The organism is Pseudoalteromonas shioyasakiensis (genome assembly GCF_019134595.1).
Classification (GTDB): Bacteria; Pseudomonadota; Gammaproteobacteria; order Enterobacterales; family Alteromonadaceae; genus Pseudoalteromonas; species Pseudoalteromonas shioyasakiensis_A.
The window spans coordinates 2,510,392-2,523,787 of record NZ_CP077770.1; the positions used below are offsets into that span (position 1 = coordinate 2,510,392).

Below are 13,396 nucleotides of genomic sequence, written 5' to 3' on the forward strand. Positions count from 1 at the left end.
TTGGGTATACTAATTAAATCGCGTCTTCATCTTCTTCAGCAGTACGAATACGTACTACACGCTCTACATCAGTAACAAAGATTTTACCGTCACCAATTTTACCTGTTTGCGATGTTTTAACGATAACATCGATAGCACGGTCAACATCTTCGTCGCTTAATACGATATCTAGTTTTACCTTAGGTAAAAAGTCCACCATATACTCAGCACCGCGATAAAGCTCGGTGTGTCCTTTTTGACGGCCAAAGCCTTTGACTTCGCTTACCGTCATACCTGTGATGCCAACATCTGATAATGCTTCGCGTACATCATCAAGCTTAAATGGTTTAATAATTGCTTCGATTTTTTTCATTTTCAGGTTACTTATTATTTCTCGATTGCCTCGATTTTAGACAATCCCATTGCTGATGGCAAACAAAGCTATGAATTACGGTGATTAAATCAGCAGTCATGATATTATTAAACAAAGTGATTCAAAATAGAGATATCAATGAAATCATTACAACGGGGTTTTACATTATTGGAGCTTATGGTCACGCTTGCCATTGTGGGTATCGTTGCACTGATAGCACTATGGGATAGCTCAGACATGCTTGAAAATGACCGTGCAGAGAGCTATTTATTAGAGTTAAAACGCACACTCAGTTTTGCACGCGCAAAAGCAACAAGTAGTGATGCAATTATTGTTGTTTGTAGTGGCAACACTTCAAGAGTTGAAAGTAACAGACGAGTTCCATGCTTAAACGATTGGAGCCAAGGTACTGTATTCGTCTTTTTCGATTCAAACCAAAATGGTGTTTACAACCCAAGAGTTGGCGATATCATTTTAAGAGTCATGGAAGAAGTTCCAGAGAACAGTCAGTTAAATTTCACTGGTGATAATTCTATCATCTTTGATACCAGCGGAATGCTCACATCAAATTCTGGAAAATTCACTTATTGCCCTTCAAAAGCTGATGACGATAATAACAAACAACTAGAAGTATTTACCTCAGGGACTGCTTTATATATTGGTAATACGACAGATGTCTGTAATTAAGCTTAGTAAATTGACAGCCCACAGTCTCGAATTATAGTTAAATAAACAGTCGCAATTTTGGAGTCTTCAAGGATGAAGGCATTTACAACTCTGCGCAGCCTCAATGGAGCGACGTTAATTGAAAGCCTCGTAGTGCTATCAATTTTATCACTCCTGCTGCATATCGCCTTATTTGAATATAAGCCACTTCTGGCTACAAACCGTTTAGAAAACAACATGCAAACGGTGAAAAGAGCGCTGCAATTTACTCGTCTAAAAGCGCAAACAAATGATGCCTATGTCACCTTCTGCGCCTTAAAACATAACAGATGCAATAAAGCTATATGGCATAAATCGTTAACCATTTTTGTAGACAAAGGCGTGCTAGGTGTATTTGAAAGTGGTGATACTAAACTAATGGAAATCGAAGCAATAAGTAAGTTCGACATGCTAACATACCCACGCCATGCAGTTACGTTTAGTCCAGCGGGTATGCCGATGGGATTAGGCAATGGTACTTTTATCTATTGCCCAGAATACATAAAAACAAACCTCAAAGGGCTTGCAATTAGAGTCAGCCCAATAGGCCGAGTTAGATTAATTGATACAGATAAATGTCAAACTGATAATTGATAAAGCTTATTTACCCCAACAGGTGCTTGAGTCAGCAGACCCTGTTGACGTTTTTAAACCCGTATCAGAAATAGACAATGTTTCACATTCATCATCTTGTAACGGTGGGCCAGATTTAGGTGTTGCCTTAAATGTAAATGTACCTGCGTCATTATCTACCTCGACACTAATGGTATAAAAGTTACTTTCTGTTGTCGTAGAAATACCTAAATCAGCAATTGTGCTTGTATATTCTCGATTATCGACAAAGTACTGCTCTTGTTTATTAGCTGCATCTAATAACGAAGTAATTGCCTCTGTTCGAGCGGTACGTTTTACGTGCTCAAAATAACTAGGAATAGCAATGCTTGCGATGATTCCTAAGATAGCTACGGTAATCATCAACTCGATTAGCGTAAAACCGTTATGACTCTTTGTTCTTATAAAGTTCATTTTTTAAAAACCTATATAATTGTTTTTAGAGGAATTACCTCTATTTGTTCTTATCTTAGATGCCTAACAATAATTATGCAATTAAGGCGAGTATTCAAATAGCTACCACATGCTCTGCCTAAACATGTAAGGCAGAGCATTCACTTAGTGCTTTATTGGCTATTATCGTTTCGCTCTTGTTTATAGATGAAAGTTTGTTGTGTTTTAAAGCCAAAGCCAATAGGCACTGCATCACTAACAAGCTTAATTTTACCATCTTCAATAACTAAACCTGGACCTTGGATCTCCTGTACTTTCAGTGGATTTTGCTCACCTTTGATACCTGGACCAATGGTTAAAAACTGGCTTTGCTCTTTAACCTTTTCATCTGTGTTGTCATCGCAGTAACCATCGCTATTACCATCAACACAGCTGTCACCTACGCCAAAATAAAGTTGAGGAGTATCAGGAACATCATTCGAGGTAGTAAATTTCAAGCTGTCATACACTTTTGTACCGTAATGTAAGTGGAAAGCGTATAAACTTCCTGAACCACCAGTTAGTGAACACTGATTCGCTGTTTCTGTAGATGAAGCTGGTGTATAGGTTGTGAAATAAGCGACACCACCGATAACTGTACTTGCTGCAAGGGATTTTTCACCTGCAGAAGCTAAATTGTAATACCAACCGTGATACTCACCTAACTCAATTTCTAAGTCAGTAAATTTATCCACGTCGTCCAGTGCATTTCCAAATGGATCAGAATCCATATTCATCAAGTCTGCTTGTGTAATTGCTGCTGGTACATCACTGCCTAGGAATGGCTGAGTTACCGTATTGATATCACGGATCATAAATAACTGATCATTGGTAACAGTGCCCGTTGGTTTAGAGCGGTTACCACTACCTATTAGCACAGCATCAAATGGCGTATCAATTCGTGTAGTTATTGTTTCACCATTGACGGCCGTTTCTGATACTTTGCTGAACATAGTTCGTGCAATCAAAGGCTTATAGAAGAAGCGGCGATCTTGGGTTGAAAGTGCACTGCCTAAGCTTGCTAATTTAAAATGTGTCCATGGGTTCTCTGAATCTGTGGGGCTGTCAGAAGGCATATCAACACGCCACACATCACCGCCTGTATCCGTTGCATATAGCCTGTCAATATAACCATCATAGTCAGAATCAAAGATACTAATATCTGACGCAATACTATGCTTACCTAAAAAGCCATTCTCACTCGGCGTTAATGCCCACACTTTTTTGCCCGTTTCAGCATCAACAATAAAAATACCACGTCCATGAGTGTCGTCTGTACGAATAACATTGTCTTTGTTTGTATCGTAACCCGCGCCAAAAATAAGCACTGGTCTGTCTTTATAACCATCTAGATTCACATAAGTAACAGAAGGTTTAGACCAAGTTTGCCCTAGTTCTTTAAAGTCACCTGTGCCACCTACAATTGGTTGATCCCACAGTAAACTTGGCGAGTCTGGGTTAGTTATGTCGAGCCCGTAGTAGTAATTTCCACCGCGTCTTAAGCCAAAGAATGCCCAAACTCGGTCTGAGCCATTTACTACTCCATCACTATTTTTATCATCAAAGAATACTGAGATTGGCCCGTCAACACCATAAACCTTGGTATCTGCTTGGTTATCACGAAGCGGCTTTATTATTTTATACAAGCTTCTAGGGATAAACGCCCAGCTTTCACTTAACACATCATTTTTATCTTGGAACATGTGCAAGTAACCGGCATTAGTGCCTATTAAAACTCGGATGTCATCATTACCATAATCAATTGTTACAGGTTTTGAATGCAGTGGGTCACCAAATATGTCTTTACGTGAATCGGTTGTCGATCCATCTTTGTCTTCATCATCAACATCAAGACCTCTTGACCAGTTAATAAGGTCTTCAACTTCACCCGCATCAGCTTCGAAATCAACAGCAGCCTTGTCTATAGTTCCATAATGGAATACAACACGATAACGGGTAAAGTTAAGCATGCGACCATTTACATTCGTTAGTACTTTACGCCCTTCATTCGGCACGCTAGAAGAGTTAGACAAATACAGATTTACACCACCTAACTCAACTGAATTACCATCAGCGCTTTCACCGCTAGGCAGCCAAAAGGTTTTAGCGTCTTTATCGATTAAACCATCTTCATTTAAAGCAGATTTACCATCTTTATCGATAATTTGATCGCCAGATACTTTTAGCTTTTTCAGATTTCCGCGCCAACGAGCCCCAGTTTTAGGATAAAACATCGCATAATAAATTGATTCTCGGCTGCGTGTTTGGTCAACATTATTACTTGCTATAGATGGCGCCGTGAAAGTATCGTTCACTTCTCGAATTTGAGTAATCGTATTTTTAAGGGCTTCAGAAAGTTGCTCTGCAGTATTGGCATGTAGGTACTTACCACCACCATCAGCTGCTGTTTCAGATAGTAACCGCTTACCATTGTCACTCATTCCAGAACCAAAACCTATGGTATAGACTCGACCTGTTTCGTGAATATCTGTCGTCGTTGGCCTTAAGTCCACCTCTACATCATCAGTACCGTGAATGACTTTTGCAAGCTTGTGTAAATACACTCCGGCAATTTTATCGTCATCACTCAAAGAACTACCAAAGTACGACTTGTGTAACGCGCTAATATTAGAGTCTTGTTCATTATCAGAACCAGCTGACGGGTCACCGTCAGTCATATAGATAATGTTAACTGAGTTATCACAGCGTTTTACTTCTTCAGTATTATCAAATGGTGAAATGTATGAATAGGTATATTCAATGCGTGGCTCGTACCAACAAAATCTTCTCCACCCCTTACCTGAGCACACCTTAACTGATGTCGTATAAGGCGTTCCTCTTTCTATTGTGGTATCACGTAGTGCGGCATTAACTTTTTCGCCGTAGAAAAGGCTTTGCCCAGTAATGTAAAGATAGGCTTCCCAAAGCGTTTCGGTCAGTGGTGTCCCGCCATCGGCTGGAAGACCCGCAATTGTAGTCTTTAAGGCAGATATATCTGAGCCAATGCCAGCAAGCACATAGCCACCATTGGTGCTGTTAAAACGCATTAAGCCAAAATCGATATCATCGTTACCATCAACCAGTTTAGTGATAGCATCTTGCGCAACGCCTAAACGACTATCTGAACATGGAATGTATAAACCATTTGAGAAGCCACAACTGTTACCTGAACTAGTTGAAAAAGCCATACTACCTGAGGTATCAAAAACAATAAGAACCCGAGGCTTTTCATCTAGATTGGCATTGTGATTGACATATAATTCAATATCTTCAGCGTGACCCAAAAAACTAAACACTGCTAAAGAAGTTAGCAGTATACGTTGAGTTATTTTTTCTAAATTCATCACTTTTCTCCACTAACCACCGGTATTGAGGCTAGCCATTTCTTGGGCAACGCCTGTGCTGATCGTTAAGGTATGTTTACTCTTAGTGCCATAAGTAATAGTGGTATCTACTTGGACCATGTTACATGACACACCGGCGGTAAAGTTAAATTTACGTGGGCATGGTAAATCTAGCGCACCATTATTTAGATTTGTCATAGTATTAGATGCGCCATCCATATCATCCATACCAAAACCGCCCTCAGGTATTTCAGATGCCTTCATTAAAAAAGCACTATTGCCACCTGCTGCCGCTTCATTAGCAATAACTTTTTGCACTGTACCAATTAAACTATTTTCTGCAGTCTCACGCTCTTGAGCTGAGTTTGTAATTTTTATATCTACACTGCTGCTATTCATTAAAGTCACAGCTATACCTGTCACAGCAACGACCATAATCAAAGCAATAATAAGCACAATGCCTTGCTGTTTTCGTATATTAGGAACACTGTTTTTTCTATTTCGATTAATTGAAAAGTTTTTCATAGCAAACCTTCGTGTTGATATTTCATCTACATCTCGCCTAGTAATATCCAAGTCAGCAAAACAAAATCAGGTAAAAGTGTTTTTAAATTTAAAACACGCAACCAATTAATGCTAACTAATTAGTATTATAATAAATACACAACATCATTCCAGTCATTTATTAAAATATTTAAAGATTTAATAAAATAAAAAGAAGAAAATTAAAAAATAAAATCTCAATTAATTTAAAATGTTACAAAACGCCTAGAATCAAGAGAAAAAATCAACCAAATTACAACAGGTTAAATGTAAACTTTTCAGGACAAAGTTACGAGAGGAGGTTATAGAATTAGATAACCAGCAATAAAATAGCGATTATAAAAAACATTCAACCCAGACAAATTCCCGGGTTGAAAACACATTTTCAATAAAGAAAAAATTAAATATAAAAATTAAGAAACAAACAGTTTAATTATAAGCTATTATCATTTCTTTCTTGCTTATAAATATAACTTTGATGAACTTCTAATTTAAGTGGTTCCTCATCATAAAGCCGAACATTGCCATTTTCATCAACGCTAGGAGTTGGCCCATTAACTACTTTAGCCGCAATTTTCTCACAGTTTTCAGTACAATTTGGGTCTTTATTTGGTAATGGAAATATATACACATCACCATCTTCAACATACATAGTTGGTGTATCTGGTAGTTCTGCCGCTGTTGGGGTTCTTAACCAATCATACACTTTAGTCCCGTAGTGAAGATGAAATGCATAAAGATAACCTTGTCCTTCTGCAATTGAGCACTGTGAATCCGATGATGAACTGGTATCTGGTTTATAGGTAGTAAAGTAAGCAACGCCTCCTAACACGGTAGCCTTCGAAGTAGCCTTTTCACCCCACCCCAAATTATAAAACCAACCATCTTTTTCAGCTAAATCAGCTTCTAATTCAACAAAGTCTTCCAAACTGTCGGTCACTTTGGCAAACGGATCACTATTTACATTCATTAAATCTGATTGCCAAATTAAATCTGGAATTTCATCCTCTTCAAAGCTTCGAGTTACTGTATTTACATCTCGAATCATATAGAGCTTATCAGCAACTTTTAAATTCAATGGATCTGTGCGATCACCACTACCAATCAGTACTGCATCAAATGGGGTATCAATTCTTGAGTAAGTTGTTTCATCATCAAGTGTTGTTTCTGTTACTTTACTGAACAGAGTTCTTGAAACATATGGCTCATAAAAAAAGCGGCGGTTATTATTACCTAATTTTGCAAGTTGAAAGTGCGTCCAATTTTTTTTGTTGTTTGTTGCCAAGTCAACTCGCCAGATCCCACCACCAGTATCACTTGCATACAATCTGTCAGTGTAACCATCGTAATCAGAATCAAGTAAATGTATGTCTGACGCTATACTGTGCTGCCCTTTAAAGCCACCTTCTGAGTTTGTTAAAGCCCAAACTTGTTTTCCAGTTTCTGCATCAACAATGTATAAGCCTCGCCCTTTAGAATCTGTTGAGATTGAATTATCTTTATTCGTGTCGTAGCCAGCACCAAAAACCAATAGCGGTCTATCTTCATAGCCTTTAAGGTTGATAAATGTAATTTGAGGTTTAGACCATGTTTGTGCTAGTTCTAAAAATTTTCCATCACCACTTTTTAATGGCCCTCCCCACATCAGAGAAGGTGAATTAGGGTTAGTTATATCTAAACCGTAATAGCTACTACCACCTCGACGTAATCCGAGAAATGCCCATACCCTGTCATCATTATTAACGATGCCGTCTTCGTTTTTATCATCAAAATAAACGGTTATAGGGCCATCCACTCCATACACTTTTGTGTGTAACTTTTTATCGCGTAATGGCTTAATAATTGAGTACAGTTCCGCAGGCATAAATGCCCAGCTTTCGATTAATACATCGTTTCTGTCCCTAAACATATGTAAATAGCCCGCATTAGTACCAATAAGAATACGAACATCATTGTAGCCGTAATCTATCGTAACAGGCTTAGAGTGCAGTACATCACCAAAAATATCATGGCGAGAATCGTCTGTTGAACCGTCCTGATCTTCATCATCAACATCAAGTCCACGAGACCAGTTTATAAGATCAAAGACTTCATCGGGGTCTGAATCAAAATCAACTGCAGCCTTAAATCGATTTCCATAATGGATTATGACTCTGTAAGCCGTAAAGTTGAGCATTCGACCACCAGATAAGTTTGTGATCACTTTCCGGCCTTTATTTGGAATACTCGATTGTTCAGCTAGATAAGCATTTACACCGCCTTTCTCAACATATCCACCATCAGCAATGAGATTGCTGTTGGATTGCCAATACGTTTTTGCTGTTGATAGAATCGCCCCGTCATTACCAAGGGCGGAGGCAAGGTTAACATCAACTACGACACCACCAGATACTTTTAGCTTTTTAAGGTTCCCTCGCCACCGAGCATCGTTTGAAGGTAAAAACATAGGAAAATAAACTGCATCACGATGTGATAATTTATCTGAATTATTTGATGCTACCAATGGCGAAGAAAAAGTTGAGTTGACCTCTCTGATATCGGTAAGAACATCATCAAATGCATCACTTAGCGCTTTTGCAGACTCTGCGAAAATATAACTACCCCCACCATTATCAGCAGTCGCCTGTAAAATGTCTCCTGCGTTTTTAACTAAGCCTTTACCAAAACCAATCGTGTAAACATTTGCGCCATCTACAACACTTGTTTCAGGGTATATATCCCTATTTTCTTTCTCTTTACCATGAAGAATTGTTGCCATTGAGGGTAAATGACTATTACCCACTTTTTTAGGTGAAGTGCCATAAATACTTTTATATAAGTTTTCTATATATTTATCCTGACCGACATCATAGTAAGGTTCACCGTCTGTCATCAATATAATATTTACGCTATTATCGCATCGTACTGGATCACCTAAGTTCTGCTTGAAAGGAGAAATATACTTACCATTTGATTCTGTTGAACTATCTCTTTTAGCTGGTTCAACCAGATTCGCGAAAAAAAGGTCATCTCCTATTAAGTATCGCCATGTTTCAGTAATAGTTTCAACTAATGGGGTTCCTAATTCTAGATCAGTGATGTCCCAATTTCTGAGAGTATTTTTAATCGCATTATGATTTGTTCCAATCCCATGGACAATATAACCACCAGTACCTTTAATAAGCCGCATTAAACCAAACTCAATATCAGTATTGTCATTGATTAATTTAATCATCGCCTCCTGTGCGACTTCTAAACGACTTCCTTCAGGGCATAGTATTAGTTTTCCTTTATCTCTACAGGCTTTGCCCGTTTCTATAGAGAATGCCATGCTATTTGATGTATCAAAAACAAGTAAGACCCGTAATTTTTCGTCTTCCGCTACGTCATAATTTACATATAGATCTATATCTTCAGCATAAAGGTTTTGGCAAAATACACATGCAAAAATAAAAAATAGGCTGTTTAACTTCATTTTCATACTCGCCTTACTCCATTAATTTCCACTATTTAAGCTCAGCATTTCTTGAGCAATCCCTGTTGTAATAGTGAGGTTATGCTTACTTTTAGAGCCATATTCAATCACTGAATTAATCTCAACCATATTGCATCTTAAGCCTGCAGTATCATCAAAACGTCTTGGGCACCTTAAAGCCATAGGGCCTTCATTTTTGTTAAACATGGTATTAGATGTGTCATTTGTATTACCTAGATCGAGGCCTGTTTCCGGAACTTGCCCTCTACTAAAGAAAAACCGGCTGTTACCTAATTTTTTTGCTTCATTAGCAATGACGTTTTGTACATCACCAATTAATTCATTCTCTGCCGCTTCTCTCTCTTGAGCGGCATTTGTGATTTTAATATCTACACTACTGCTGCTCATCAAAGTCACAGCAATACCGGTTATCGCAATAACCATGATCAAAGCAACGATTAATACAACACCTTGTTGCTTATGCATCATAGTTAAATGCGCCATAAGTTTGCCCCAACATTGTTCAAGCGGATAGTGGTCGTAAATAGTGCGCGTCGGTAGTTATCGTCAAATGTAAGAACGCGGCTATTTGCGTCTTCACCCAATGTATAAGTTTGATTTTTCAACTTAAGGTTTGAATCTGGTAAAAGCGATCTCACAAGTAAGAATACTTGCACTGTCAAAATACCACGGCGATTTTCCCAATCAGTGTTGGTCATCTGGCTGATACTTTTATATGTATCAACACGACTGTTATTTGTAGTATCAAGACCAAACACAAAGTGCATATTTTCTACCCCTTCCATAACCGTTTCAGTTGTCATGCCCCCAGAAGGAGTTAAGCGTTTACGTCTAAGTAAAGGAACAGACACTCTTTGGTCATTAATGGTGTAGGTTTGCTTTGTTATGTAATAAACATGATGTCGATAACGCCAAATCGTAGCATTACCATTTACAGCTGCTGCCGCGATTGGGCCGCGCTGAAACTCAGCAAGCTCTTGCTCGGCAATAAAATAGTAATAGTTATCGCTAGTATCGACAGGTTGAATTTGTAAGCCTTCTAAAAACTTAATTTGCAGTACATCTGTATTTTTCTCAACATTGTTTATACATCCAAGGGCTGAGTTACCGCTTGTTTGCACTGCATAAACGGAGCGAAAGTTACTGGTTGCAGCTGTATCTGGAAAGCTGCCATTATTAAGGCCTTCTGAACAATCATTACCGGGATTTCCTAAACTGTTTGTATTTGCATCTGAGAAAGAGTCTTCATAAAACGTGCCCCAAAAACCAATCTGTTCAATATCACGTTGCATGATATTCATAGCCAGTCTACCAGTTTCTTGCAGCTCACCAATTGTCATCGTGTCACGAGTTGTTGATTTCATGCTTATATAGGTAAACATCACCCCGCCGAGCACCACACCTCCGATGAATAAAGCAACCATCATCTCGACGAGAGTAAATCCATTATGCTTTTTCATATCAAGACCTTAAATAAATATAGCTTTGTAGAACAATCAAACGTCGCTTATCGCCTTTAGAACCACAATTAATTGCAGCTGTATCTTTATTAGCACTAAGTTCTTGACGGCCTTGCCAACTGATCACAACCTCAATATTGAATTCGCTGGCATTGCCTGCAGCAACGGGAGTACTACTAATGCACACAGTTGCATCGTCTAAAGCGCCGGTGTTTTCACGAGCCTGAATTGCACGCACCCACTGTTGTTTATCTAATTCTGCCAATTGCTGAGCACTACATGCTGAGTTATAGCAACTCAAACTCGTATTTAGAGCTGTATCACTATCGAAAGTGCCATTATATAACGCTGCAAAGCCAGGTGAGTCGTTCGCTCGCATACGCTGGATAATGTCATTACCAAGTGCTACAGCAGCTGCACGCTGCATAGAATCAAAGCTTGCCTGCTTCGCTTTTGCTTGCAGGGCCACGGCGCCTAATAAACCAAAGCTTAAAATAACAAAGGCAATAAGTACTTCTATAAGGGTAAAGCCTTGCTGCTCAGAATGTTTAATCATGGTGAAGTTCATGGATACTTTTACATACAGTAAGAGTATTACGACACAAATAAATAACAATCTGTATATGGACGAGCGGTCAAAATGCGCGATAAACGGTACTTAAACTTTGCTCAAAGTTAGATAGTGACTAATAAGAAAGTAATTATTGAAGATAAGATGCTGCAATGAAGATTGTTATTATTTACCCATTACAGCTTTTACATTTTTAAGCTCTCGGCGACTAACTGCCAAAGGCTCTTCAAACTGCTTCATCGTAACTGTATGCCCACCTGAAGATGGGCTATTAAGGCTAACAATATGTTGCTTATTCACAAGTGTATTTCGGTGAATTCTAAGTAGCTGCAGCGGATAGGTTTGCTCTAGTTGCTTTAAACTTTGCTCAACAAGTGCCTCACCTTCAAAAAACACTACTCGAGTATATTTTTGCTCTGCGATACAGCAAACCACATCATCTACATTAACTCGTCGTATTACACCTGCAAGTTGATAACTAATGTAGTTATTTTCGGGGGCAGTTACTTGAGTACGGTTTAATTTACTCAGTTGCGTCATTGCTTTGGTTAATGCCTGCTCAGAAACAGGTTTAACTAAATAGCCATCAACAGCGAGCTCAAATGCAGTTAATGCGTGCTCTGAATGGGCCGTTAAAAACATAACTGCAGGCGGGATCGAAAACTGTTTTAGCTCTGCGGCCACTTCAAGGCCAGACTGCTTAGGCATATTAATATCAAGCATCACTAAATCGGGCTGTAGTTGCTTACATAGCACTATTGCTTGCTCACCATTACTTGCTTCACCAACAACGATGTAATCTTCATTAGTAGATAATAAACGTTTGATACGCGCCCTTGCTAAAGGCTCATCATCAGCAATCAATACTTTTATCATGTGCCCCTCTGCTTTGGTATAACCAGCTTCACTCTAAAAATTCCATCACGAATAGTCGTCGTCAGTTGCGCTTTTTGTAGATAGAAAAGCGCCAAACGTTGGCGAATATTATCCAGTGCCATACCATTGCCTGTCCGCGAATGGCTCACTTGTTTTGCTACTGGGTTAGTTATAATGAAGGTATAAGCTTTATCCGATTGATGCATCTCGACAGAAATGTTGCCCTGCTCTGCTGGCTCGACGCCATAAAATACCGCATTTTCAATAATTGGCTGTATTGTCAAACACGGAATATCAATCTCTGGCAACTCTTCAGGTAATTTCCAACTTAATGCTAGTCGCTCACCATAACGCCAACGCTCAAGAGCTACATACTGTTGGCACAAAGTGATTTCATCAGCAAGCTTTATGGCTTTACCACTACGCATAGCAGCCTGTGACAGCGCCGCCAACGCCAAAATGGCTTGTTCAGCCGCATCAGCATCATAATGGGTAAGCTCAGCAGCAGTGTTCAAACTATTAAACAAAAAGTGGGGGCGAATTCTTGCTTGTAATGCATCAAGCTCAGCCTGCGCTAGCGCTTTCGTTTGCTGCTCTTTTTGGTTATGAATAAGCAAAAACTGACTAAATAGTGCCGTTACTAAAAATATGATCAGTAAATTACTGACAATAAAGTTAGCTCTCGACTCCATAGAGAATACATCTGAAAACACGGACAAAAACAGCCAACTAAAAACAGACGTTAATGCCAGTAAAGTAGATATCAGAATGAATAACTGTTTAGGATGTGACAGCTTTGTAAGTAAAGCTCGGCATAAATACAGTAACGACAAGCTTGATAGAAAGATTAGATGTAAAAAACAGCTAAATATAGCAAGGCGTAACCAAACATCACCTAAGCTCATGGGTGAGAAAGCAAGCAAAATAGCGATGACTTGGCTGACGATCAGTGTGGCAAGGACACCACGGGATTGAAAAAGAGCCGCAATCAGCAAGCCGTTTGAATTAGGCTGTTTGCTCATGGGC

Annotated in this window: 12 protein-coding genes; 2 read left to right on the plus strand and 10 right to left on the minus strand. The window is 39.0% G+C overall.

From position 1 onward, the window contains the following. Window positions 1-13: 13 nt before the first annotated feature. Entirely contained in the window at window positions 14-352 is a 339-nt protein-coding gene (locus KQP93_RS11765) for a P-II family nitrogen regulator (protein ID WP_054551748.1), read from the minus strand. A gap of 138 nt (window positions 353-490) precedes the next feature. On the opposite strand from KQP93_RS11765, the gene KQP93_RS11770 reads away from it, so the two are divergent. Both KQP93_RS11770 and KQP93_RS11775 read left to right on the plus strand, forming a co-directional pair. Beyond that, window positions 491-1,039, plus strand: a complete 549-nt coding sequence (locus tag KQP93_RS11770) for a GspH/FimT family pseudopilin (protein ID WP_217874557.1) — start codon at window positions 491-493, stop codon at window positions 1,037-1,039. Between the two features lie 72 nt (window positions 1,040-1,111). Further along, complete coding sequence (locus tag KQP93_RS11775) at window positions 1,112-1,651, plus strand: GspH/FimT family protein (RefSeq protein ID WP_217874558.1); 540 nt, start codon at window positions 1,112-1,114, stop codon at window positions 1,649-1,651. Window positions 1,652-1,657: 6 nt separating this feature from the next. Here the strand turns inward: KQP93_RS11775 and KQP93_RS11780 are convergent, their stop codons facing one another. The 9 genes from KQP93_RS11780 to KQP93_RS11820 form a co-directional block, all read right to left on the minus strand. After that, window positions 1,658-2,083 carry a type IV pilin protein gene (locus KQP93_RS11780; protein ID WP_217874560.1) on the minus strand — a complete coding sequence of 142 codons (426 nt, stop codon included), beginning with the start codon at window positions 2,081-2,083 and terminating at the stop codon, window positions 1,658-1,660. A gap of 152 nt (window positions 2,084-2,235) precedes the next feature. Then, window positions 2,236-5,445, minus strand: a complete 3,210-nt coding sequence (locus tag KQP93_RS11785) for a PilC/PilY family type IV pilus protein (protein WP_217874561.1) — start codon at window positions 5,443-5,445, stop codon at window positions 2,236-2,238. A gap of 12 nt (window positions 5,446-5,457) precedes the next feature. After that, window positions 5,458-5,970, minus strand: coding sequence for a pilus assembly PilX family protein (locus KQP93_RS11790; protein WP_130166997.1), 513 nt, complete (start codon window positions 5,968-5,970; stop codon window positions 5,458-5,460). 451 nt (window positions 5,971-6,421) lie between these two features. After that, complete coding sequence (locus KQP93_RS11795; protein WP_254907668.1) at window positions 6,422-9,448, minus strand: PilC/PilY family type IV pilus protein; 3,027 nt, start codon at window positions 9,446-9,448, stop codon at window positions 6,422-6,424. 15 nt (window positions 9,449-9,463) lie between these two features. After that, window positions 9,464-9,946, minus strand: a complete 483-nt coding sequence (locus tag KQP93_RS11800; protein ID WP_058585470.1) for a pilus assembly PilX family protein — start codon at window positions 9,944-9,946, stop codon at window positions 9,464-9,466. Beyond that, window positions 9,934-10,923, minus strand: a complete 990-nt coding sequence (locus tag KQP93_RS11805) for a PilW family protein (RefSeq protein ID WP_217874562.1) — start codon at window positions 10,921-10,923, stop codon at window positions 9,934-9,936. The genes KQP93_RS11800 and KQP93_RS11805 overlap by 13 nt, the downstream gene beginning before the upstream one ends. A gap of 1 nt (window position 10,924) precedes the next feature. Continuing rightward, complete coding sequence (pilV, locus tag KQP93_RS11810) at window positions 10,925-11,479, minus strand: type IV pilus modification protein PilV (protein ID WP_217874565.1); 555 nt, start codon at window positions 11,477-11,479, stop codon at window positions 10,925-10,927. A 180-nt stretch (window positions 11,480-11,659) separates the two neighbouring features. After that, window positions 11,660-12,370, minus strand: a complete 711-nt coding sequence (locus tag KQP93_RS11815) for a LytR/AlgR family response regulator transcription factor (RefSeq protein ID WP_369598762.1) — start codon at window positions 12,368-12,370, stop codon at window positions 11,660-11,662. Next, window positions 12,367-13,392 (minus strand): sensor histidine kinase, encoded by a 1,026-nt coding sequence (locus tag KQP93_RS11820; RefSeq protein WP_217874567.1) that lies wholly within the window; start codon window positions 13,390-13,392, stop codon window positions 12,367-12,369. The genes KQP93_RS11815 and KQP93_RS11820 overlap by 4 nt, the downstream gene beginning before the upstream one ends. Window positions 13,393-13,396: the final 4 nt, after the last annotated feature.